Here is a 23,566-nt window from a genome sequence, read left to right as displayed (position 1 = left end):
TCCGTCGGCGGGCCGGCCTCGACGACGAGGCCGGCCCGCCACCGGGACACCGTCCCCCTCCACTTTCCCTCCCACAGCACCACAGCACCACCGCAGCACTGCACCGAAGCAGCTCAGCACCATCGCACCACCGCCACACAGCACTTCCCCCGCTCGATGAAGAGACCTCTCGAAGATGAGAAACCAGGAGAAGACATGAACACGAAGAAGTTCCGCTGGGTCGCCGCCCTCGCCGTCGGCGTCGTCGCGGCAGGGTCGATGACCGCCTGCTCCGCCTCCGGCGGCAGCGGCGACAGCGACACGATCACCTACTGGGCCAGCAACCAGGCCCCCACGGTCGAGCGCGACGCCGAGATCCTGCAGGAGTCGATCGATCGCTACACCGAGGAGACCGGGGTGAAGGTCGACCTCGAGGTCATCCCGTGGTCCGACCTCTACAACCGCATCCTCACCGCCGTCTCGAGCGGCGAGGGCCCCGACGTGCTCAACATCGGCAACACCTGGGCGGTGTCGCTCCAGTCGAGCGGCGCGTTCGTGCCCTGGGAGGGCGAGGCCCTCGACGAGATCGGCGGCCAGGACCGCTTCGTCCAGTCGAGCTTCGCCACCGGCGGCGCCGAGGGCCAGGCCCCCACGTCCGTGCCGATCTACGGCCTGTCGTACTCGCTGTACTACAACACCGCCATGTTCGAGGCCGCCGGCATCACCACGCCGCCCGCAACGTGGGACGAGTTCGTCGAGGACGCCAAGAAGCTGACGATCGACACCGACGGGGACGGCCAGATCGACCAGTGGGGCGTCACCATGGCCGGCTCGAGCATCACGAACAACGCCCACCAGGCGTTCGTCCGCGGCCTGCAGAACGGCGGCTCGCTCTACGACGACGACGGCAACCCCGACTTCGGCAACGACGGCGTCGTGACCGGCGTCAAGGAGTGGGTCGACCTGATGGCCGTCGACAAGGTCGTCTCGCCGTCCGACGCCGAGAGCGTCAACGGCTCCGACATGGCCGCCACCTTCGCCGACGGCCAGGCCGCGATGTTCTTCGACCAGGCCCCCGGCGACAACCTGAAGTCGCGTGACTTCACGGACTACGCCGCGGCCCCCGTGCCGATGGAGAGCGCGGACGCCACCGGCCTCGAGGGCACCCAGAGCCACGTCGCCGGCATCAACGTCAGCGTCTTCGAGAACTCGGGCAACAAGGAGGCGGCGATCGACTTCGTCAAGCACCTCACGAGCGACGACGAGCAGAAGTACCTCAACGAGTCGTTCGGCTCGCTGCCCGTGGTCACCACCGCGTACGACGACCCGGCGTTCCAGACGGACGTCATCGAGCTGAAGCAGACGATCCTCGCGGACCACGCCCAGCCCATGCCCCTCTACCCCTCCGAGGGACAGATGGAGACCCTGGTCGGGACCGCGATCAAGGACCTCCTCGCCACCGCGGCCCAGGGCGGCTCCGTCAGCGAGGCCGACGTCAAGTCGGCCCTCGAGGACGCGAACAGCCAGATGACCACGGGTCAGTAGCCCCGTCCCACCGTGCGGGGACCCGTCCGGCCGCCAGCGCCAGCGCTGTCGGCCGGGCGGGCCCCCCTGCCCCGCCCGAGAGGACCGTCATGACCGTCAACGTTCTGCCCCCCGCCACCGCCGAGAAAGAGTCGGCCCCGGATCCGCACCAGCAGGCTCCGATCGAGCCCGCGAAGCGCAAGAAGCACCGCTCGCCGCTCGCCTACTTCCTGGTCGCCCCTGCGGCCCTGGCCGAGCTCCTCGTCCACATCGTCCCCATGGTGCTCGGCATCTGGATCGCGTTCATCACGCTGAACCAGCTCAGCATCGCCAACTGGGTCAACGCGCCCTTCGTCGGCCTGCAGAACTTCGTCACGGCCCTCGACCCCAGCTCGCCCATCGCGGGGCAGCTCTACGGGGCCCTCGGCCGCACCCTGCTCTTCACCGTGATCGTCGTCGCGATCGCGTGGAGCATGGGCATGCTCGGCGCCGTGCTGCTCACCAGCTCGTTCAAGGGACGCGGCCTGCTCCGCACGCTGTTCCTCGTGCCCTACGCGCTGCCCTCGTACGTCGGCACCATCGCCTGGGCCTTCATGTTCAACCAGCGCGACGGGGCCATCAACCGGTTCCTGGTCGACGACCTCGGGATCCTGCAGGACCGGCCCTTCTGGCTGCTCGGCGGGAACTCGTTCTGGGCGATCGTCATCGTGACCGCGTGGCAGTTCTGGCCCTTCGCGTTCCTGATGCTGCTCGCGGCGCTGCAGAACATCCCGGGCGACGTCTACGAGGCCGCCAGCCTCGACGGCGCCAGCCTCTGGAAGCAGTTCACGAACATCACGCTGCCGATGGTCAAGCCGGCCAACGCCGTGCTGCTGCTCATCATGAGCCTCTGGATCTTCAACCAGTTCAACGTGCCCTACGTGCTCTTCGGCCCGGCCTCGCCCGAGCAGGCGACGCTCATCTCGCCGCTGATCTACCAGCAGAGCTTCAACAACTGGAACTTCGGCCTCGGCGGTGCCATGAGCGTCATGCTCCTGGTCGTGCTGCTGATCGCGTCGGCGTTCTACATCCGGATGGTCCTCCCGAAGGGGCAGAACGACAATGATTGAGACCCGCGGCTTCAAGATCTTCCGCTTCTTCGGGCTGGCGTTCCTGTCGCTGGTCGTGATCATCCCGCTCTACGTGGTGCTCACGACCTCGATCAAGCCGCTGGCCGACGTGCAGGGCCTCTTCACCTGGATCCCCTCGCGCGTCACCCTCGAGCCGTACGTGCAGATCTGGCAGACGGTGCCCCTGGCGTCGTACTTCAAGAACAGCCTGATCGTGACCATCTCGGCGACGATCCTGTCGGTGGCGATGGCCGTGCTGGCCGCCTACGCGCTGGCTCGCCTGCGCTTCAAGGGCCAGCGCAGCTTCAGCCTCGTGGTGCTCTCGACCCAGATGTTCCCCGGCATCCTGTTCCTCCTGCCGCTGTTCCTGATCTTCGTGCAGATCCAGCGCACGGTCGGGGTGCAGCTGACGGGCAGCTACCTGGGCCTGATCATCACCTACATGACGTTCAGCCTGCCGTTCTCGATCTGGATGCTGACGGGCTACTTCGCCTCCATCCCGAAGGAGCTCGAGGAGGCGTCGATGATCGACGGCACGGGTCGCCTCGGCGCCCTGTTCCGCGTGATCATCCCCGTCGCGAAGCCCGGCATCATCGCCGTCGCGGTCTACGCCTTCATCACGGCCTGGGGCGAGGTGCTGTTCGCCTCGGTGCTCACGAGCAAGGACACCCGCACCCTGTCGATCGGCCTGCGGGCGTACGCCTCGCAGCAGGACGTCTACTGGAACCAGCTGATGGCGGCCTCGGTCGTCGTCTCGCTGCCCGTGCTGATCGGCTTCATGCTCGTGCAGAAGCACCTCATCACCGGTCTGTCCTCCGGTGCAGTCAAGTGACGCCGACCGGCCGGGCCTGACGGAGGTCGAGCGGTGACCGACGTGGAGGAGGCGGCGCCTCGCCTCGTGGAGGTCGCCCCGACCCGGAGGGGCGCGGCCTCCGTCGCGCCCCTCCGGGTCGGCGTGGTGGGCGGCGGGTTCATGGGCCGGGTGCACACGGCGGCGGCCCGGGCGGCCGGCGCGCAGGTGGTGGCGGTCGCGTCCTCGAGCCCGGCCAGCGCCTCCTCAGCGGCCGCCGCCCTGGGCGTGCCGACCGCCCACGACAGCGTGCAGGACCTGCTCGACGACCCCGGCGTCGACGTCGTCCACCTCTGCGCCCCGAACGCCGTGCACGCGGGGCTCGCCCTCGCCGCCCTGGCGGCCGGCAAGCACGTGGTCTGCGAGAAGCCGCTGGCCACCTCGACGGCCGAGGCCGACGAGCTCGTGCGGGCAGCCCGGGCGGCAGGCGCGACGGCCGCGGTCCCGTTCGTGTACCGGTACCACCCGATGGTGCGGGAGGCGCGGGCCCGGGTGGCCTCGGGCGTCACGGGACGCGTGCTCAGCGTCCGCGGCAGCTACCTGCAGGACTGGCTGCTCGACCGCGACGACGTCGACTGGCGCGTCGACTCGGCCTCGGGCGGCCCCTCGCGCGCCTTCGCCGACATCGGCAGCCACCTCGTCGACCTGGTCGAGTTCGTCCTCGGCGACCGCGTCGCCGCCCTCTCGGCCGTCGTCGACCGGGTCCACGACGAACGCGGCGGACGCCCGGTCGACACCGAGGACGAGGCGGCGGTCGTCTTCGAGACGGCCGCCGGGGTCATCGGCACCCTCTTCGTGTCGCAGGTGGCGCCGGGGCGGAAGAACCGCCTCCTCGTCGACGTCGCCGGCACGGCGGAGAGCCTCGAGTTCTCGCAGGAGGAGCCCGACCGGCTCTGGATCGGGCGTCGCGCCGCGTCCGAGGTCGTGTCGCGCGACGCGGCCCGGCTGGTGCCGGACGCGGCCCGCCTCTCGACGCTCCCGGCCGGGCACCCGATGGGCTACCACGACGCCTTCGCCTCGTTCGTCCGCGACGTGCACGACGCCGTGCGCGGCGGGCGGCCGGAGGGGCTGCCGACCTTCGAGGACGGCCGCCGCGCCGTCGTCGTCACCGAGAGCGTCCTGCTAGCCGCCGTCGAGCGGCGCTGGGTGGACGTCCCCTCGTGAACGACCGCCCCGTGGACCGCCGCGGAGTGGACCAGGATGGAGCTGCGCCGCGCGCCGACGCACCGACGACGAGAGAGGCCGACATGGGCGAGAGCTCGCACCCCGTCACGCTGTTCACCGGCCAGTGGGCCGACCTGCCGCTCGAGGAGGTGGCGGCGCTCGCCGCGGGCTGGGGCTACGACGGCCTCGAGATCGCCGCGTCGGGCGACCACCTCGACCTCGAGCGCGCGGACGAGGACGACGCCTACCTCCGCGGCCGGCTCGACGTGCTCGAGCGGCACGGCCTCGGCGTCTGGGCCATCTCGAACCACCTCACGGGGCAGGCCGTCTGCGACGACCCGATCGACTTCCGGCACCAGGCGATCGTGCGGCCGAGCACGTGGGGCGACGGCGAGCCCGAGGGCGTCCGTCAGCGCGCGGCCGAGGACATGAAGCGGGCGGCCAGGGTCGCCCGGCGGATGGGCGTCGACACAGTGGTCGGGTTCACCGGCTCGTCGATCTGGCCGTACGTCGCGATGTTCCCGCCCGTGCCCGAGAGCGTCATCGACGCCGGCTACGAGGACTTCGCCGCCCGCTGGAACCCCATCCTCGACGTCTTCGACGGCGAGGGCGTGCGGTTCGCCCACGAGGTGCACCCCTCCGAGATCGCCTACGACCACTGGACGAGCGTGCGCGCCCTCGACGCGATCGAGCACCGCGAGGCCTTCGGCTTCAACTGGGACCCGTCGCACATGCTCTGGCAGGGCGTCGACACGATCGGGTTCATCGTCGACTTCGCCGACCGGATCTACCACGTCGACTGCAAGGACACGCGCGTCCGGCCGAGCAGCGGCCGCGCCGGGGTGCTCGGCTCGCACCTGCCCTGGGGCGACCCGCGCCGCGGCTGGGACTTCGTCTCGACCGGGCACGGCGACGTCGACTGGGAGTCGGCGTTCCGCACCCTCGACGCCGTGGGCTACGCCGGGCCGATCTCGATCGAGTGGGAGGACGCCGGCATGGACCGGCTGCACGGGGCGCCCGAGGCGCTGGCCCACGTGCGCTCGCTGCTCTGGCCCCGGCCGACCGCCTCCTTCGACGCGGCTTTCTCGAACCAGTAGCCGCCCCGCCCACGAACAGGGAGAACCCCGTGCCCCGCACCCTCCAGCCCGGACAGTCGAGCCGTGTGCTCGTCGTCGACCCTGCGACCGGCGACGTCGAGGTCGCCCTCGAGAGCTCGAGCGTCCTCGTCGAGGCGCCCAACTGGAGCCCCGACGGCCGTTGGCTCGTCGTCAACGCGGACGGGCTGCTCTGGCGGCTGCCCGCCGAGGCGCGCGGCGTCGACGAGACGGCCCTGGTGCCCGTGCCGATGGGCGACGTGCCCGAGATCAACAACGACCACGTGATCGCGCCCGACCAGGGCAGCGTGTTCGTCAGCTCGCGCGACGGCCACCTGTACGAGGTCCCGTGGGACGGCGTCGCGCCCGGCGGCGAGGCACGCCGCGTCACGCGCGAGCACCCTGCCGGCCGAAACCACAAGAACTACCTGCACGGCGTCTCGCCCGACGGCGCGACGCTCAGCGTGATCGTCGGCGCCCTGCCCGAGGCAGTGGCCGATCCCGACGACGAGGAGGCGCGGGCCGGCTGGCAGACGAACGTCGTGCTGGTCTCGGTGGCCGACGGCGCCCCGACCTCCGTCACCGCGGACGGCCACCCCGACGACGGTGCGGAGTTCTCGCCGGACGGTCGGCACGTCTGGTTCAACTCGGAGCGGGCGTCGGGCGGCGTGGCGGGACACGCGCAGCTGTTCCGCGCCCGGCCGGACGGCGGCGAGCTCGTGCAGGTGACCGACGACGAGCTCGTGAACTGGTTCCCGCACGTCTCGCCCGACGGGTCGGCCCTGCTCTGGCTCGGCTACCCGACGGGCACCCTCGGCCACCCCGAGGACCGCGACGTGGTGCTCCGCACCCTGCCGCTCGGCACCGACGGGCTGCCGACGCCGGGGGAGCAGCCGCACGAGGTGCTGCGGCTGCTCGGCGGCCAGGGCACGATCAACGTGCCGTGCTGGGCACCCGACTCGACTCGCTTCGCCTGCGTGGACTACCCGCGCAGCTGAGCAGCAGCCACGACGGGAGCCGCCGAGGGCGGGACCCGGCGCCGAGCTGGGTCCCGCCCTCGCGCTTGAACGTCAGGCCGTCGGCAGCAGCTCGGCGACCTTCCCGCCCGCGATGCGCAGGCGCCGCTCGGCGCGCCGGGCCACGGCCGAGTCGTGCGTGACGATCACGAGGGTCAGCCCGCGGTCGCGCCAGACGCCCTCGAGCAGGTCCATGATCTCGTCCCGGGTGGCCTCGTCGAGCGATCCCGTCGGCTCGTCCGCCAGCAGCACGGTCGGCTCCTTCACCAGGGCGCGCGCGATGGCGACCCTCTGCTGCTGACCGCCGCTGAGCTCGCCCGGCAGGTGGTCGGCCCGCTCCGCGAGCCCGACCGAGGCCAGCGCCTCCTTCGCCCTCGTCCGCCGCTCGGGGCGCGGTACCGAGTCGTCCGCGAACGCCGTCTGGACGTTCTCCGCCGCCGTCAGCGTCGGGATCAGGTTGAAGCCCTGGAACACGAAGCCGACGTCGCGGGCCCGCACCGCGGCCAGCGCCCCGTCGCCCGCCGCCGAGAGGTCGTAGTCGCCGAGCCGCACCGTGCCGCTCGTCGGCCGGTCGAGCGCCCCGAGCATCTGCAGCAGGGTCGACTTGCCGCCTCCGGTCGGGCCCTGGATCGCGACCATCTGGCCGGCGGGGATCTCGAGGTCGATCCCGTCGAGGGCGGTGACGGTCTTCTTCCCCTGCGAGTAGGTCTTGGTGACGGCGGTGAGCGTGTACATGGGCGTGGTGCCTCCGGAGGCGCTGGTCGGGTCGGTGAGTCCGGCGGGTGCCGGCAGGGCGGTGGCGCGGACGTCGGTGCCGGTCGGCTCCGGGGCCGCCCCGGTCACGCGACGCTCCTCAGCGCCTCGGCCGGGCGCAGCCGCGACGCGCGCCACCCGCCCACGGCACCGGCGAGCAGCCCGCCGACGACGGCCAGGCCGACCGCGAGCAGCACGACGGAGACCGTCACCGGGGCGTGCAGGACGACGTCCGTCGTGGCCGCGGCCACCTGCTGGCCGAAGCCGCCGCCGCCTGCCGCGGCCGCGCCTCCTGCGTCGGCTGCCGCCCCGGGCCCGCCGGCACCCCCGCCGGGACCTGCCGCGGTGGTCGTGGCCGCAGCCGACAGGGTCGGGGCCACGAGGTTCACCACGAGCAGCCCGACGAGGCCTGCCGCGACGCCGACGACGCCGCCGACGAGGCCCTGCACGAGCGACTCGCCCGCCACCTGGCGGGTGATCCGCGCGTTGCTCCAGCCGATCGCCTTGAGGGTGCCGAACTCGCGGGTGCGCCGTCCGACGCCCGAGACGGTGAAGAGGATCGCGATGAGGAACGCCGCGGCGAGCACGATCACCGAGAGCCAGGTGCCGAGCTCGCCGATCAGGTCGGAGGCGGTCGTCAGCGAGCCGGAGACGCTCGACGCGAGGTCCGACTGCGTGCTCACGGTCGCGTCGGGCAGGGCGGCCTGCAGGTCGGCCTTGAGCGCGTCGACGCCGCTGGCGCTCGCCGCGGTCACGTACACGTCGCTGATCTGGTCGGTCAGCCCGCTGAGCGCCTGCGCCGTGTCGAGAGGGACGTAGGCGTCGGAGGCGGTGGCCGCGTCGGACGACGTGGACGCGACGATCCCGACCACGGTGAAGTCGGTGCCGCCGATCGCCAGCGTGTCGCCGACCGCGAGCTCGGCGCTGGTCGCGTAGGTCTGGTCGAGCACGACGACGTCGGTGCCCGCGTCGTCGGCGGCGAGGGGCCGGCCGTCGACGAGGGAGGCGCTGGTCAGGGGACCGACCGCGGCCGCGCTCGGGTCGAGGCCCGTGACCGAGAACTGGTCGACGTCGAACGCGCTGCCGCCGGCGCCGTCCGCCCCGCCCGTGGGAGGTGCGGGCTGGCTGCTGGAGTCGGTCCCGTCCGTGCCGGTCCCGGTGCCGCCGCCGGTCGTGCCGTCGGTGCCGGCGCCTCCTGCGCCCTGGGAGAAGTCGGGCAGCGTGCCCGAGAAGCTGGAGTTCTCGAGGCTCAACGTGGCCGTCGCGGCGGACACGCCGTCGACGCCCTCCACCGTCGTCAGTGCCGAGGAGGCGAAGGTCGCCGTGCCGCGGGCGGCCGAGAGGGTGCTCTGCGCGACCTCGGTGCTGCCGTCGTCGGTGGTCGTGCCGTCGCCCGAGCCGAAGGCGAACTGCTGCCCCGGGCCGCCGCCGTCGGCGCCCGGCTCCGCGGTCTGCGTGATCGTGACGTCGGTGCCGACGCCGTAGACGGACTCGAGCACGGACGACTGGGCGTTCCGCACGCCGGCCGCCACGCCGCTGACGACGATGACGAGCGCGATCGCGAGCGCCATGCCGGCCGCGATCACCACGGTCTGCTTGCGTCTGTTGCTCAGCTCTCTGAGCAGGTAGGTCAGGAACATCGGGGGTCTCCTCGGTGCAGGGGGATCCGCGGGGGATCAGGTCGGAGGCGACGCTAGGGAGGCGGTCTCGCAGCACCCGATGGGCCGTCCATGAGGTTCCTATGAGAGACGCGCAGGCAACGCATCGGAGCAGCACAGTCCGTTCATAGGAACCGGCTCGAAGCTGAGTGCGTGACCACGACGACCCCCACCCCCGCGCAGGCCCCCCGACTCACCCGGGCCGACGGCTCGCCCCTCCGAGTCCTCGTCGTCGACGACGAGAACAGCCTCACCGACCTCCTCTCGATGGCCCTCCGCTACGAGGGGTGGGACGTCAAGGCCGCCGCCGACGGGCAGGGCGCCCTCGCGCTGGCCCGCGAGTTCCAGCCCGACGCGATCGTGCTCGACTGGATGCTGCCCGACATCGACGGCATCCAGGTGCTCGGCCGCCTGCGGGCCGGGGGCGACGACACCCCGATCCTGTTCCTCACCGCGAAGGACTCCGTCGAGGACCGCGTCTCCGGCCTGACGGCGGGCGGCGACGACTACGTCACCAAGCCGTTCTCCCTCGAGGAGGTAGTGGCCAGGCTCCGCGGCCTCATCCGTCGGTCCGCGTCGGCCGTGAGCGAGGCCGGCGACAGCCGCATCGTCGTCGGCGACCTGGTGCTCGACGAGGAGAGCTACGAGGTGCACCGCGGCGACCGCGAGGTCGAGCTGACCGCCACCGAGTTCGAGCTGCTGCGCTTCCTGATGCGCAACCCGCGCCGGGTGCTCAGCAAGGCGCAGATCCTCGACCGCGTCTGGAGCTACGACTTCGGCGGCAAGTCGAGCGTCGTCGAGATCTACATCTCGTACCTCCGCAAGAAGATCGACGCGGGCGAAGAGGCGATGATCCACACCGTGCGCGGCGTGGGCTACGTCATCAAGCCCACGTCGTGAGCGCGGCCGCACCCGGAGGGTCCCGTCTCGGCGGGCTCCTCGGGCGCGTGCCCCGCGCCTCCGCCCCCCTCACCCTGCGGAACCGCCTGATCCTCAGCATCGTCGCGATCGTGGTGCTCCTGACCGTCGTCATCGGCACCGTGAGCGTCGTCGCGCTGCGCGGCTCGCTGATGAACCAGCTCGACGACGACCTCACGGGCGCGACGAACAGGGCCTTGACGGCGGCCTCGATCGGCGGCTCGTCGGGTCGCCCGAGCCTCAGCCCCGACAGCGACGCCCTCGGCGCGCCCCGGCAGGCGCCCGGCACGTTCACCGCCGTGCTCGTCGGCGACGTCGTGCAGCAGGCCTTCACCGTCACCGAGGCGGGCGAGCTCGAGGATCCCCTCACCGACGAGATCACCTCGGCGCTCGCGACCGTGCCCGACGCGGGCGGCCCGGTCACCGTGTCGCTCGGCCCGGACCTCGGCGGCTACCGGGTCGAGGCCGTCCCGGTGACCCTCGGTTCCCGGAGCGGCGGCACCGTGTCGTCGGGCTACCTCGTCGTGGGCCTGCCCACCGACAGCGTGACCCAGACGGTCGCCGGGATGATCGCCTCCATCGCCTTCGTCACCCTGCTCGGCCTCGTCGTCGCCATCCTCATCGCGTACGCCGTCGTGCGGCGGGCGCTCCGCCCCCTGGAGCGGCTCTCGGACACCGCGCTGCGCGTGGCCGAGCTGCCCCTCGACCGCGGCGAGGTGGCCCTCGCCGAGCGGGTCGACGATCAGGACACCGACACGCGCACCGAGGTCGGCCGGGTGGGAGCCTCGCTCAACCACATGCTCGGCCACGTCGCGGCGGCGCTGGAGGCGCGGCAGCAGAGCGAGAACAAGGTGCGGCAGTTCGTCGCCGACGCCTCGCACGAGCTGCGCACCCCCCTGGCGTCGGTGCGCGGCTACGCCGAGCTGACCCGGCGGATGGGCACGGGCCTGCCCGATGACGTCGTCTACGCGATGGGACGCATCGAGTCGGAGTCGCTCCGCATGACGTCGCTCGTCGAGGACCTGCTGCTCCTCGCCCGCCTCGACGAGGGTCGCGACATCGTCGTGGCCGACGTCGACCTCACCCGCGTGGTGCTCGACGCCGTCAACGACGCGGGGGTGGCCGACCCGGCCCACGACGTCGACGTCGTGCTGCCCGACGAGCCGGTCGTCGTGCCCGGGGACGCGATGCGCCTGCACCAGATCGTCGCGAACCTGCTCACCAACTCGCGGACCCACACGCCGGAGGGCACGCCGGTGCACGTCGCCCTGGGCGTCGACGAGGCGGCGCGACGTGCCGTCGTCACGGTGTCCGACGAGGGCCCGGGGATCGATCCGGCGGTGCTGCCCGTGCTGTTCGAGCGCTTCGCCCGGGCCGACAGCTCGCGTTCGCGCAAGGCCGGCTCGACCGGCCTCGGGCTCGCCATCGTCGAGGCCGTCGCGCACGCCCACGGCGGCGACGTCTCGGTCGCCAGCAGTGCCGACGGCGCCGTCTTCACGGTGCGCCTGCCGCTCGCCGCGCCGCCCGTCGCTGCCGCCTGACGCTCGCAGCGTCGGGTGCCGACCGGCCGCCGCCCGACCGCAGGAGGCGCGACTTGCGTCGACGCGCCTCCTGCGTCTACTGTGTACCCAGCCCAAGACCGCCGGTTGTCCCTGTCTGCTCGCAGACGGAGACCGAAGGTTCTCGAGAGAGAGCGACCAGCGCAGGTGTGTGAAGTCGTTCCTCGCTTCTGCGAGATCCAGCTCCGTGCGCCAGCGCCGGAGCTTTTTCCATGCCCCGTCCTCGGACGAGACGTGAGCGAGTGCCCGGGGGCTGCCGGCACACCCACGTTTTAGGAGAGCCATGGCGAACAAGGAAGCATCGGTCGCCGAGCTCACGGAGAACTTCCGTAGCTCGACCGCCGTTCTGCTCACCGAGTACCGCGGTCTCACTGTGGCAGAGCTCAAGGAGCTCCGCACCGCCATCAGTGCAGACGCGACGTACGCCGTGGTGAAGAACACGCTCAGCAAGATCGCGGCGAACAACGCCGGCATCAGCTCGTTCGACGACGAGCTCGTCGGCCCGTCTGCGATCGCCTTCGTGCACGGAGACCCTGTCGCCGTCGCCAAGAGCATGCGTGACTTCGCCAAGGCACACCCCGCGCTGATCGTGAAGGGCGGTTACTTCGACGGTAACGCCCTGACCGCAGCCGAGGTCACCAAGCTCGCCGACCTCGAGTCGCGGGAGGTGCTGCTGGGCAAGCTGGCCGGCGCCTTCAAGGCCTCGCTGTTCGGCGCTGCTTACCTGTTCAACGCTCCGCTGTCGCAGGCCGTTCGCACGGTCGAGGCGCTGCGCGCGAAGCAGGAAGCCGACAGCTAACAGCTGTCGCAGCAACCACCACCACTTACAGAACACAACAAGGAGAACACCATGGCGAAGCTCACGCAGGACGAACTGATCGAGGCCTTCAAGGAGCTCACGCTCATCGAGCTCAGCGACTTCGTGAAGAAGTTCGAAGAGGTCTTCGAGGTCACCGCTGCTGCCCCCGTGGCCGCTGCCGGTGCCGCTGGCCCCGCCGCCCCCGCCGAGGAGGTCGAGGAGAAGGACAGCTTCGACGTCGTCCTCGAGGCTGCCGGCGACAAGAAGATCCAGGTCATCAAGGAGGTCCGCGCGCTCACGAGCCTCGGCCTCGGCGAGGCGAAGGCCGTCGTCGACGGTGCCCCCAACACCGTCATCGAGGGTGCGAACAAAGAGACGGCCGAGAAGGCCAAGGCTCAGCTCGAGGCTGCCGGCGCCACCGTCACCCTCAAGTAGTCTGCGGGGCCCACGGCCCCTCGCGACCTCGGTCGCACAGCACTGCCTGCTCTCACGAGCACAGGAGGCGCTGCTCCCCACGGGGAGCGGCGCCTTCGTCGTTCCCGGGTGCGGTCCGCGGCAGGGTCGGCGGGTCGCCGTCACCCACGGCGGGTCAGCGCGGACCCGCCGCGGGCGACGCGGACCCGCCGCATGCCGCTCTGGCCCGGCTCGGGCGGCCTCAGCCGCAGAAGGCCTCAGCCGCGCGCGACGACCGAGTGGCGGCGGCCGTAGAGCGCGTACACCGCGACCCCGACGCCCATCCACACGGCGAACGCGGCCCAGGTGATCCCGCCGAGGGTGACCATGAGCAGCACGCACGTCGCGAAGCCGAGCAGCGGGACGACCGGGTACAGCGGCACGCGGAACGTGCGCTCGAGCTCGGGCCGGTTGCGGCGCAGCCAGATGACCGACAGGTTGACGAGCGCGAACGCGAAGAGCGTGCCGATGCTCGTCGCGTCGGCGAGGGCCCCGAGGGGGATGAACGCCGCGGTGAGCGCGACCGCGCCGCCGACGATCAGGGTGCCGGCCACGGGCGTGCGCGTCCGCGGCGAGATCCGGCCGAGGACCGACGGCACGAGGCCGTCCCGGGCCATGGACAGGAAGATGCGCGTCTGCCCGTAGAGCACGGTCAGGACGACGGAGGCGATGGCCGCGACCGCGGTCACCGCGAAGAGGAAGGCCACCCAGGGCTGGCCCGTGATGTCGGCGACGATCGTCACGAGGGTCGCCTCGCCGTCGGTGAAGTCCTGCCAGGGGCGGGCTCCGACCGCGGCCACGGCGACGAGGATGTACAGCACCGTGATGATGACGATGGAGGCGACGATCGCCCGCGGCAGGTCCCGCTTGGCGTCCCGCGCCTCCTCGCCGGCCGTGGACGCCGCGTCGAAGCCGATGTACGAGAAGAACAGGCGGGAGGCGGCGGCCGAGACGCCGGCCGCCCCCATCGGCGCGAGGGGCTCGAAGTTGCCAGCGCTGAATGCCGTGAACGCGACGGCGACGAAGAAGACGAGCAGGCCGACCTTGACCACGACCAGGACGGTGTTGACCCAGGCGCTCTCGCGGGCCCCGGGCACGAGCACGAGGGTGGCCAGCAGGACGAGCGCGGCGGCGGGCAGGTTCAGCAGGCCTCCCTCGGCGGGCGGGCCCGCGACGACGTCGGGCAGCGAGAGGCCGAAGACGCGCAGGGCCTCGTCGACGTACTGGCCGGCGCCCACCGCGACGGCCGCGACCGACACGGCGTACTCGAGCACGAGGCACCAGCCGCAGACCCACGCGACGCCCTCGCCGAGGGTCGCGTAGGCGTAGCTGTAGCTCGAGCCGGAGACGGGCACGCTGCCCGCCATCTCGGCGTACGACAGGGCCGAGAGCAGGGCGGCGACGCCGGCGAGGACGAACGCGAGGAACACGGCGGGACCGGCGAGGGGCACGGCGGTGCCCAGCACCACCAGGATGCCCGTGCCGAGCGTGGCCCCGATGCTGATGGCGGTCAGGTGCCAGACGCCGAGGGTGCGCCGGAGGCCCCGGGCGTCGGACGCCTCGGCCTCACGCGCGAACGCCTCGAGGGGCTTGCGACGCAGCAGCTGCTCGCCGAGCGGAGGACGGGCGGGAGCCGGGGCAGGGGCAGAGGCAGAGGAGGCGGGGGTCAGGTCGTCGGGCACCGCGAGAGGCTACCGCCTCCGCTCAGTCCTCGTCGACGTGCAGCCCGAGCTGTCGCACCCGGGCGATGGCCTCGCGGCGGGACGTCGCCTGCAGCTTCCGGTAGATGCTCCGGACGTGGCTCTTCACCGTGTTGACCGAGATGAACAGCTGGCTGCCGATCTGGCCGAGGGTCTGGCCGGTGGCCAGGTGGCGCACGATGACGAGCTCGCGGTCGCTCAGCGGCTCCGCGAGGGGCGCCACGTCGGGTCCCTCGGCCGAGTGCAGGCGGGCGAGCACCCCGAGGGTGGCCTGCGGCTGGTCGCGCTGCACGGCGCGGGCGACGAGGTGGTCGAGGAGGGGCTCCGGCAGGGTGCCGAAGACCCAGCCGGCGCCCGAGTGGCCGGCCTCGAGCAGGGCACGGTCGAAGGCGATGTCGGCCTGGGCGGTGTCGCCCTGGGCCAGGTGGGCGGCCGCGGCGACGGCGTGCACGTGCCCGATGGTCCGCTCCGAGTGCAGGTCGCCGAGCGCGAGGCACGCCTCGAGGTCGTCGAGCGCGGCCTGCGGCTCGCCGGTCGAGAGGTGGATGAGGGCGAGCACGCGGGCCGGGCACTCGATGTGGCGGTCGCCGGGCGAGAGGGGCTGGGCCAGGCGTCGCGCCTCCTGCGCCTGTCCGAGCTGGAGCATCGTCTCGGCGCGGAGGGCCGTGGCCGAGCGGCCGAGGACGACGGCGCCCGTGAACCCCTGCACGAGGCGCGAGATGCGGCCGAGGTGGTCGAGCACCTCGATCGACCGGCCCTGGGCGAGCAGGACGCTGGCCTCGGCGAACCAGCCGAGCGCCTCCCAGTCGCTGCCGCGCGCCGCCAGGTGCACGCGCGCGACGAGGTCGTCGTGCCCGCCGGGGGACTCGTCGCGCTCGAGGGCGAGGTGCAGCCGCGCGATCTGGGCGAGGGCGCCGAACGAGCTGGCGAGCAGGTCGGTGCCGTCGGCGAGCTCGGCGGCGTTCTCGAGGTGCTCGTCGGCGAGCGCGAACTCGCCGAGCAGCACGGCGACGTAGGCGAGGGCGGAGAGGCACTCGACGCGCTCGGCGATGCTGAGGTGCTCCTCGCCGAGGCCCGAGGCGAGCCCCAGCGCGAACTGGGCCTGGTCGTACTCGCCGTAGTGCAGCCGGATGAGGCCGAGCTGCAGGGAGAAGGAGGCGCTGAGGCTGATGCGCGCCGTGATCGACTCGGAGAGGTCGCTCTCGATCATCGTGCGCGCGACCTCGAGGTGCTCGTGGGCGACGACGAGGTTGCCGAGGGTCCGCAGCGCGGCGCCGAGGTGCACGTGGTAGCCGGCCCGCACCTCGAGGGGCAGCCCGGGGTCGGCGTCGATGGCCTTGGCGACGCCGCGGAACCACGGGAGCGCGGCGCTGCGCGAGCGCGAGCCGACCGAGCGGTAGCTGGCGGCGAGGGCGAGCAGGATGAGCGGCCTGCCGCTCCACTCGGCCTCGGGAGCCGAGCGGACGGCCTCGCGCAGGCGGGCTCCCTGCAGGGGGGCTATCTGCGTCCAGGCCTGCTCGATGGCGTCGAGCGAGGCCCGCGCGTCGGCGGGCTGGAGCTCGACCCCGGTCGGGTCGGGTGATGCATCGTCAAGGGTGCGCACGGGTCCTACCTCTGCCGCATCGGGTAGTTCCCCGTCGGGTAGGGGAATGCGGCGCCAGGGTGTGGTCAGGCACCCTGAGCTCCTAGCATAAATGAGCGATGTTCCCGTCTGCTCGTCTGGCGGCCAGATTGCCCCAGGAGTGGGGGGACGCGCCGCGGGCGTAGCCTCGCTCCATGAGCAGGATGGACTCCGTCGCCGCGGGCGGCGGCATGCGCGGCGCGGGCGGCACCGGAGGCGGCGGAGGCGGTGGCGCGGCCGGCGGGGCGGGCGGCGGCCGGCCGGGCGGCGGCGGCGGCGGAGGCGGCGGTCGTGGCGGCCGCGTCTCGAGCGGCGACGCGGCGGCCCAGAAGGCGGCCAACGCCGCCGCGCCCAAGATCCCCGACCTGTTCCGACGGATCCGCGGCCTCTTCTCTCCCCACCGCAAGGCCCTCGTGGTCACCGTGGTGCTCGTGCTCGTCGGCGCGGCGATCAGCGTCGCGCCCCCGTTGCTCACGAAGCAGGCCTTCGACCGCGGGCTCTTCCCGGCGGGCGGCCCCGACGTCCCGGTGCTGATGGAGCTCGTCGGCCTCATGATCGGGCTGTGGGTGCTGTCGGCCGGCATCGGCGTCTGGCAGACCTACCTCACCGCCACTGTGGGGAACAGCGTGATGGGCGCCCTCCGCATCCGGCTGTTCGGGCACCTCCAGCGCATGGAGCTCGCGTTCTTCACCCGGACGAAGACGGGCGTCATCCAGTCCCGCCTGCAGAACGACGTCGGCGGCGTCGCGAACGTGCTGAGCAACACGATCTCGAGCGTGCTCGGCAACACCGTCACGGTGATCGCCGCGTTCATCTCGATGCTCGTGCTCAGCTGGCAGATGACCGTCGTCACCGTCATCCTGCTGCCGCTGCTCGTCGTGGCGCAGCGCCGCGTCGGCCAGGTGCGCGCACGCATCGCGACCAAGACGCAGGAGTCGCTGTCGGACATGACGGCGATCACGCAGGAGGCGCTGAGCGTCAGCGGCATCCTGCTCGCGAAGAGCTTCAACCAGCAGCGCAGCGAGGTCGAGCGCTACTCGGCCGAGAACCGCACGCAGATCGGCCTGCAGGTGCGCCAGCAGATGAGCGGCCAGTGGTTCTTCGCCGTCGTCCAGATCTTCCTGTCCGTGATCCCGGCGCTGATCTACCTGGTGGCCGCCTGGCTCATCCTCCGTGACGTGCCCGTCACCGCCGGCACGATCGTCGCCTTCACCACGGTGCAGGCGCGGCTGACCTTCCCGCTGATGGGGCTCCTCCGGGTGGCGCTCGACCTGCAGACCTCCGGTGCGCTGTTCGCTCGCATCTTCGAGTACCTCGACCTGCGGCCCGCCATCACCGACGGCGGGGCGTCGGCGACGGTCGACGACGAGCAACTCGGCCGCGTCGAGTTCGACGACGTCGAGTTCGCCTACCCCGACGCCGAGCCGGGGCAGCGGACCCTCCGCGGCGTCTCGTTCGACATCGAGCCGGGCCAGTTCGCCGCGTTCGTCGGGCCGAGCGGCGCCGGCAAGACGACGGTCTCGTACCTCATCCCGCGCTTCTACGAGGCGACGGGCGGCAGCGTCCGCTTCGCCGGCACCGACGTCCGCGACCTGCGGCAGGAGTCGCTGGTCGAGAACATCGGCATCGTCAGCCAGGAGACGTACTTGTTCCACGCGACGATCGGCGACAACCTGCGCTACGCGCGTCCGGACGCCACCGACGAGCAGCTGGTCGACGCCGCCCGGCAGGCGAACATCCACGAGACGATCGCGTCGTTCCCCGACGGCTACGACACGGTGGTCGGCGAGCGCGGCTACCGCCTCTCCGGGGGCGAGAAGCAGCGCATCGCCATCGCCCGCGTGCTTCTCAAGGACCCGGCCGTGCTGGTGCTCGACGAGGCGACGAGCGCTCTCGACACCGTGTCCGAGCGGGTCGTGCAGGAGGCGCTCGACACGGCCACGAGAGGGCGCACGACGATCGCCATCGCCCACCGCCTCTCCACCGTCCGCCACGCGGACGTCGTCTTCGTCGTCGACGGCGGCCGGATCGTCGAGCGCGGCACGCACGACGAGCTCGTCGCCCTCGGCGGCGTGTACGCCGACCTCTACGGGCAGCAGGTGGCGTCGACCACGTGACCGGCGCCTCCTCGACGGCCGACGAACGCCGGGGACTCGCTCGGGGGACAGCGCATGTGACGAACTCGTGACGGATCGTGCACCGGTCGCCTTCGTCGTGATATCTGTTGGGGGACGAGTTGAGACTGCGTCAGGTCCCTCACGGGGCCGGCGCCGGGGGAACGAGGGCACGCGTGTCGAGCAGCACCACCACCACCCGTGACGACGAGACCACCACCACACGGCGGCGCTCGCCGCTTCGGGCCCTGTTCGGGCGCGGCTCGCTCGACATCCAGTCGACCCTGCTCGTCATGCTGCTCGCCGTCAGCTTCCTGGCCGCGATCGTCATCGGCAGCGTCGGCTACGTCAACGGGCGGGACTCGCTCCGTGCGGCGGCGTTCGACCAGGTCACGAGCATCCGCGAGTCGCGGGCCCGTGACGTCGAGCGCACCCTCGCGGGCGTCCAGCAGGCCGTCGTGCTCGACAGCCGCAACGACAGCGCCGTGCAGGCCTCGCTCGACTTCAACGCCGGCTTCGCCGCACTCGACGAGCAGCCCGTCGACCCCGCGCGGCAGCAGGCGGTGACCGCGTACTACGAGGACACGTTCGTGCCCCGGCTCGACGAGGCCACCGGCTCGACGACCGACCCGTCGCTGATCGAGCCGACCTCGTCGGCCCAGGCGTACCTGCAGTCGCTCTACACGGTGCCCTTCGACGACGACTTCGACGCCTCGCTCGCGCTTGACGCCGCCGACGACGGCAGCGCGTGGTCGCAGGCCCGGGCCGACCACCACGACTACTTCCGCGAGATGGTCGACCAGCTCGGCTACGAGGACGTCCTGCTGCTCGACCTCGACGGCAACGTCGTCTACTCGGCCTTCTCCGGCACCGACCTCGGCACGAACGTCGAGGACGGCCCCTACTCGCGGACGGCGCTCGCCGACGTCTGGGCCACGGCGCTCGAGTCGAACACGGTCGACTCGTCGTTCACGACTGACTTCCAGCCGTACGCGCCGTCGCTCGGCGACCCGACCGCGTGGATCGCCTCGCCCGTCGGCTCGGGCGCCGACGTGACCGGCGTGCTCGCCGTGCAGGTGCCGATCGAGACCATCGACTCGGTCATGACGGGCGACAGGGGCTGGGCCGACCAGGGCCTCGGCCGGACGGGCGAGGCCTACCTCGCCGGGCCGGACGAGACGATGCGCTCGACCTCGCGCGAGCTGATCGAGCACCCCGACACGTTCGCCGCCGACGTCGTCGACCACGGCACCCCGACCGACGTCGCCGAGCGCCAGGTGGCGACCGGCAGCTCTGTGCTGCTGCAGCCGGTGGCGACCACCGCCGTGGACGCGGCCCTGCAGGGCCGCACCGCGACGACGGTCAACACCGACTACCTCGGCCACGAGGTGCTGGCGGCCTACGCGCCCATCGACGTCGACGGCCTGAACTGGGTGATCGTCGCGAAGGTCGACACGTCGGAGGCGTTCGCGCCGGTCGACGTCTTCACCCGCAACCTGCTGCTCTCGACGGCGGCGATCATCGTCGTGGTGTCGCTGCTCTCGCTGCTGCTGGCGCAGGTCTTCGTCCGGCCGGTGCGGCGCCTCCAGCACGCGGTCAACCGCGTCAGCGGGGGCGAGATCGGCGTCGAGGTGCCCGTCAAGGGGCACGACGAGTTCAGCGAGCTGGGCGGCGCCTTCAACGACATGAGCCGCAGCCTCCGGGTCAAGCAGGACCTGATCGACGAGCAGCGGCGCGAGAACGACCGCCTGCTGCTGACCCTCATGCCGGAGGCGATGGCCAAGCGCTACAAGGAGGGCGAGGAGACGATCGCCGAGGACCACACCGACGTCGCCGTCGTCTACGCCGACGTCGCCGGGTTCGACGACTTCAGCCGCGGGATGCGCTCGGGCGAGCGGCTCGCCCTGCTCAACGGGCTCTGGCGGTCGTTCGACGAGGCGGCGGAGCGGCTCGGCGTCGAGAAGGTGCGGAGCAGCCAGCAGGGCTACCTCGCCAGCTGCGGGCTCACGGTGCCCCGCATCGACAACGCCCGCCGGGTCGTCGACTTCACCCTCGAGCTGCAGGGGATCATCGAGCGCTTCAACGCGACCAACTCGTCCCGCGTCGCGCTGCGGGCCGGCATCGACACCGGCCAGGTGACCAGCGGCCTCGTCGGCCGCACGAGCATGGTCTACGACATGTGGGGCGACGCCGTCACGCTGGCCCACCGGGTGCAGGACGTCTCGTCGCAGGCGGGCATCTACGCGACCGAGAGGGTCGTGCAGAAGATCGGTGACGGGGTGCCGGCGGTCGACTCGGGCACGGTCACGACCCAGTCGGGCGAGCAGCGCGTCTTCCGCCTCGAGCGGCCGGCCGCCTGATGACGTCGCTCTGGCAGCAGCCCTGGTTCTGGCCGGTGCTCGCCGTGGTGGTCGGGCTGCCGGTGCTGCTCATCGTGCTCACCGAGATCGCGAGCGTCCTGCAGCGCCGCGGCAACCCCGGCGCACGGGTCGTGCGGCTGCTCCGCACCTACGTGGTGCCGACGGCAGCGGTGTCGATCCTGGTCGCCCAGGTGACGATCGCCGTCGACTCGGAGGACTTCACCTGGACGCGCGTCGCCGCGACGGCCTTCGGGTTCCTCGTGATCGTCGCCGTGCTGAACGCCGTCAACCTCGCGCTCTTCACGAACGCCGAGAAGGGCAGCTGGCGCGACCGCCTCCCCTCGATCTTCGTCGACATCGGCCGCATCGTGCTCATCGCCATCGGGCTCGCCGTGCTGTTCAGCACGGTCTGGGGCACGGACGTCGCCGGGCTGTTCACGGCCCTGGGCGTCACCTCCATCGTCCTCGGCCTCGCGCTGCAGGGCGCGATCGGCAGCGTCGTCTCCGGGCTGCTGCTGCTGTTCGAGCAGCCGTTCCGCCTGGGCGACTGGCTCGACGCCGGCGGCGTGCGCGGCCGCGTGGTGCAGGTCAACTGGCGCGCGGTGCACATCGACACGGGCAACGGCATCCAGATCACCCCGAACGCGTCGCTCGCCGGCTCGTCGTTCACCAACCTCAGCCGCGGCGACGGCAGCTACACCGTCACCGCCCCCGTGGCCTTCACCACCGACGACCCGCCCGCCGAGGTCGTCGCGCTGCTGCAGAGGGTCGCGGGCAGCCTGCCCGAGCTGTGGCCCGGCACGACGCCGGTCGCCGTCCCGCTCGGCGGCGCGGCCTACGAGGTCTCGTACGAGGTGCGCGGGCCCGCCCACGAGGGCTCGTCGCTCGCGACGCTGCGCAGCTGGCTCTGGTACGCCTCGCGCCGTGCAGGGCTCGGCCTCGACGGCGACACCACCGACGCGTTCGTGACTCCCGAGCGGATCGAGCAGGCCGTCGCGGCCGTCGCCCCGACCCTGCAGGTGACGGCGGACGACGTGCCTGCCCTCGTGCCCTCGGTGCGCCTCGAGCGGTACGCCGCGGGCGAGGTGGTGCTGCCGCTCGGCGTCGTGCCGGAGGCCCTGCGCTTCGTGCTCAGCGGCGCGGTGGCCCTCGGGGTCCCGACGCCGGGCGACGCGGTCCTGCCCGTGTCGCGCGTCGAGCGGGGCGACTTCGTGGGGCAGACGGTGCTCACGCGCCAGCCGACCACGACCCGGGCCGTCGCGGTCTCCGAGGTCGCGGTGCTCGTCGTCCCGGGCGACACGCTCGACGCGCTCGTGCGGGTGAGGCCTCGCCTGGCGCGGGAGCTGGGCGAGGTCATCGACCGGCGCGGCGCCGCGGCGCGCGAGGTCGCGGAGGCGTCGGGCGAGGGCGGGGGGACCCGGGGACAGCTGGCGAGCTAGGACCTCAGGGCGAGCATCGCCCGCATCGCGTCGACGTCGCTCTGCTGCGTCATGATCATGCCGGTCGCGAAGGCGTCGACCTGGGGGTCGTCGCTGCGGGCGAGGACGGCCTGGGCCATCTCGATGCCGCCCAGGTGGTGGTCGATCATCAGGGTGAGGAACAGCCGCTCGGCGTCGACGCCGTCGGCGGCCCGCAGCTCGGCCATCTGCTCGGGCGTCGCCAGGCCGGGCATCGGCTCGCCGGGGACGTGGCTCGGCGCGGGGGAGCCGGACGCGGCGCCGCCGTGCTCGTGCCCGGACAGCTGCCCGTCGAGCGTCGGCTGCGTCATCCAGGTCATCACGGGCTGGGAGGGAGCCTGCGGCACGCCCCACACCTCGAGCCAGGCGTACATCTGGCCGGCCTGCTGCGACTGGGTCGCGGCGATGTCGTAGGCGATGGTGCGCACGTCGTCCGAGGTCGAGCGGTCGCGGATCGCGAACGACATCTCGACGGCCTGTTCGTGGTGCACCTGCATGTCGCGGGCGAACCCGGCCTCGACGCTGTTCGTGCCGGGCACGACGGGAGCCGACGAGGTGAGGCGGCCCACGGCGACGCCCGTGCCGAGCACGAGCAGCAGCGCGACCGCGGCGGCGATCACGAGTCGCAGGCGACGACCCGAGGAGGCGCCGGCAGCGCCCGCCTCGGTCGTCACGTCGTCGAGGTCGTCGCGCGGCTCGTCGCGGTCGGGGGCCCTGCGGAGGTCGTGGGTCACGACACCTTGCCGGGGCCGTCGACCCCGCCGGTGCAGGGCGCGCCGGGCTCGGGGGCGTCGGCCGACTTCCAGTACTTGGTGACGAAGTCGGAGACGGCGTCGGCCTCGGGGTCGTCGAAGGCCAGCTGGGCGCCCCAGGCGCTGACGGCCATGGGACTGTCCATGCCCTCGTAGGGCGAGACGACCGAGTAGGTGGAGGGCGCCAGGTCGGTGATCTGCTCGATCTGCTCGTCGGTGACCTGGGCCGGGTCGTAGGTGAACCAGATCGCACCGTGCTCGAGGTCGTGCACGGCGTTCTCGTTCGGCACCTGCTCGGTGTACACGCCGCAGTTCATCCAGACCGCGGCGTGGTCCCCGCCGGCCGGGGGAGTCATCTCGTAGTCGACGGCCCCCGTGACGTGGTTCGCGGTCAGGTCGTCCCAGGTCTGCACGCCGGCGACGTCGATCTCGCTGCGGTCGGCCCGGGGCGTGCCGCTCGTCACGACGACGGTGACGATCAGGGCCACCGCGGCGGCGCCCGCGACGGAGGCGGTCACGATGCCGATCGTCCGGTTGCGCCTCGACCTGGCCTGCTCGCGCTTCAGCGCGGCGACCTTCTCCTGCCGGCGCGCGTCCCGCTGCTGCTTCACGCTCATCGAGCTCGGATCGGGCGTCGCGCCCGGGTTCTTCTTGTCGCTGCTGGCCACGGATGGGGTCCTCTGGTG

General features: G+C 72.2%; 19 protein-coding genes. 13 read left to right on the top strand and 6 right to left on the bottom strand.

Translation table 11 applies throughout. The features are described from left to right. Positions 1-195 precede the first annotated feature (195 nt). The 6 genes from ITJ48_RS05665 to ITJ48_RS05640 all read left to right on the top strand — a co-directional run bounded on the left by ITJ48_RS05665 (position 196) and on the right by ITJ48_RS05640 (position 6,718). Complete coding sequence (locus ITJ48_RS05665) at positions 196-1,524, top strand: sugar ABC transporter substrate-binding protein (protein WP_194612748.1); 1,329 nt, start codon at positions 196-198, stop codon at positions 1,522-1,524. An 89-nt stretch (positions 1,525-1,613) separates the two neighbouring features. Next, the gene (locus ITJ48_RS05660; protein ID WP_194612747.1) at positions 1,614-2,612 is read left to right on the top strand and encodes a carbohydrate ABC transporter permease; all 999 of its coding nucleotides are present in this window, start codon (positions 1,614-1,616) and stop codon (positions 2,610-2,612) included. Further along, entirely contained in the window at positions 2,605-3,444 is an 840-nt protein-coding gene (locus tag ITJ48_RS05655) for a carbohydrate ABC transporter permease (RefSeq protein ID WP_194612746.1), read from the top strand. Before ITJ48_RS05660 ends, ITJ48_RS05655 begins: the two co-directional genes overlap by 8 nt. Positions 3,445-3,477: 33 nt before the next feature. Further along, positions 3,478-4,626, top strand: coding sequence for a Gfo/Idh/MocA family protein (locus ITJ48_RS05650; RefSeq protein ID WP_370544788.1), 1,149 nt, complete (start codon positions 3,478-3,480; stop codon positions 4,624-4,626). Positions 4,627-4,709: 83 nt separating this feature from the next. Beyond that, positions 4,710-5,723, top strand: a complete 1,014-nt coding sequence (locus ITJ48_RS05645) for a sugar phosphate isomerase/epimerase (protein WP_194612745.1) — start codon at positions 4,710-4,712, stop codon at positions 5,721-5,723. A 29-nt stretch (positions 5,724-5,752) separates the two neighbouring features. After that, positions 5,753-6,718 carry a PD40 domain-containing protein gene (locus ITJ48_RS05640; RefSeq protein WP_194612744.1) on the top strand — a complete coding sequence of 322 codons (966 nt, stop codon included), beginning with the start codon at positions 5,753-5,755 and terminating at the stop codon, positions 6,716-6,718. A gap of 72 nt (positions 6,719-6,790) precedes the next feature. Here the strand turns inward: ITJ48_RS05640 and ITJ48_RS05635 are convergent, their stop codons facing one another. Both ITJ48_RS05635 and ITJ48_RS05630 read right to left on the bottom strand, forming a co-directional pair. Beyond that, a complete protein-coding gene (locus tag ITJ48_RS05635) occupies positions 6,791-7,471 on the bottom strand; it encodes an ABC transporter ATP-binding protein (protein WP_194613354.1) in 681 nt (226 codons plus the stop codon). A gap of 104 nt (positions 7,472-7,575) precedes the next feature. Further along, on the bottom strand, positions 7,576-9,129 hold the full coding sequence (locus tag ITJ48_RS05630) for an ABC transporter permease (protein WP_194612743.1): 1,554 nt from the start codon (positions 9,127-9,129) through the stop codon (positions 7,576-7,578). A gap of 171 nt (positions 9,130-9,300) precedes the next feature. Between ITJ48_RS05630 and ITJ48_RS05625 the strand changes: the two genes are divergently transcribed. The 4 genes from ITJ48_RS05625 to rplL all read left to right on the top strand — a co-directional run bounded on the left by ITJ48_RS05625 (position 9,301) and on the right by rplL (position 12,858). Further along, complete coding sequence (locus tag ITJ48_RS05625; RefSeq protein ID WP_123546686.1) at positions 9,301-10,047, top strand: response regulator transcription factor; 747 nt, start codon at positions 9,301-9,303, stop codon at positions 10,045-10,047. Between the two features lie 47 nt (positions 10,048-10,094). Next, positions 10,095-11,606 (top strand): HAMP domain-containing sensor histidine kinase, encoded by a 1,512-nt coding sequence (locus ITJ48_RS16080; protein WP_194612742.1) that lies wholly within the window; start codon positions 10,095-10,097, stop codon positions 11,604-11,606. A 301-nt stretch (positions 11,607-11,907) separates the two neighbouring features. Continuing rightward, complete coding sequence (gene rplJ / locus ITJ48_RS05615; RefSeq protein ID WP_123546685.1) at positions 11,908-12,423, top strand: 50S ribosomal protein L10; 516 nt, start codon at positions 11,908-11,910, stop codon at positions 12,421-12,423. A gap of 51 nt (positions 12,424-12,474) precedes the next feature. Next, entirely contained in the window at positions 12,475-12,858 is a 384-nt protein-coding gene (gene rplL, locus ITJ48_RS05610; protein WP_123546684.1) for a 50S ribosomal protein L7/L12, read from the top strand. A gap of 236 nt (positions 12,859-13,094) precedes the next feature. Here rplL and ITJ48_RS05605 read toward each other — a convergent pair whose 3' ends face one another. Further along, complete coding sequence (locus tag ITJ48_RS05605) at positions 13,095-14,558, bottom strand: APC family permease (protein WP_370544787.1); 1,464 nt, start codon at positions 14,556-14,558, stop codon at positions 13,095-13,097. Positions 14,559-14,580: 22 nt separating this feature from the next. After that, positions 14,581-16,179, bottom strand: coding sequence for a LuxR C-terminal-related transcriptional regulator (locus ITJ48_RS16625; protein WP_194612741.1), 1,599 nt, complete (start codon positions 16,177-16,179; stop codon positions 14,581-14,583). A 173-nt stretch (positions 16,180-16,352) separates the two neighbouring features. Here ITJ48_RS16625 and ITJ48_RS05595 point away from each other — a divergent pair, with 173 nt between their 5' ends. The 3 genes from ITJ48_RS05595 to ITJ48_RS05585 all read left to right on the top strand — a co-directional run bounded on the left by ITJ48_RS05595 (position 16,353) and on the right by ITJ48_RS05585 (position 22,110). Then, positions 16,353-18,314, top strand: coding sequence for an ABC transporter ATP-binding protein (locus ITJ48_RS05595; RefSeq protein ID WP_228506207.1), 1,962 nt, complete (start codon positions 16,353-16,355; stop codon positions 18,312-18,314). 173 nt (positions 18,315-18,487) lie between these two features. Further along, positions 18,488-20,671: an adenylate/guanylate cyclase domain-containing protein gene (locus ITJ48_RS16620; RefSeq protein WP_370544786.1), complete on the top strand. Its 2,184-nt coding sequence runs from the start codon at positions 18,488-18,490 to the stop codon at positions 20,669-20,671. Then, a complete protein-coding gene (locus ITJ48_RS05585) occupies positions 20,671-22,110 on the top strand; it encodes a mechanosensitive ion channel domain-containing protein (RefSeq protein WP_194612740.1) in 1,440 nt (479 codons plus the stop codon). Before ITJ48_RS16620 ends, ITJ48_RS05585 begins: the two co-directional genes overlap by 1 nt. On the opposite strand, the gene ITJ48_RS05580 is transcribed toward ITJ48_RS05585, so the two are convergent. Beyond that, complete coding sequence (locus ITJ48_RS05580) at positions 22,107-22,862, bottom strand: DUF305 domain-containing protein (RefSeq protein ID WP_370544785.1); 756 nt, start codon at positions 22,860-22,862, stop codon at positions 22,107-22,109. The two genes, ITJ48_RS05585 and ITJ48_RS05580, sit on opposite strands and share 4 nt — an antisense overlap. Beyond that, positions 22,859-23,548 (bottom strand): DUF3105 domain-containing protein, encoded by a 690-nt coding sequence (locus ITJ48_RS05575; protein WP_370544784.1) that lies wholly within the window; start codon positions 23,546-23,548, stop codon positions 22,859-22,861. The genes ITJ48_RS05580 and ITJ48_RS05575 overlap by 4 nt, the downstream gene beginning before the upstream one ends. Positions 23,549-23,566 lie beyond the last annotated feature (18 nt).

The sequence above is a fragment of the Frigoribacterium sp. VKM Ac-2530 genome (assembly GCF_015350835.1).
Classification (GTDB): domain Bacteria; phylum Actinomycetota; class Actinomycetes; order Actinomycetales; family Microbacteriaceae; genus Frigoribacterium.
The sequence above is the reverse complement of the archived record's forward strand: the minus strand, read 5'-3'. Positions and strand labels throughout refer to the sequence as shown.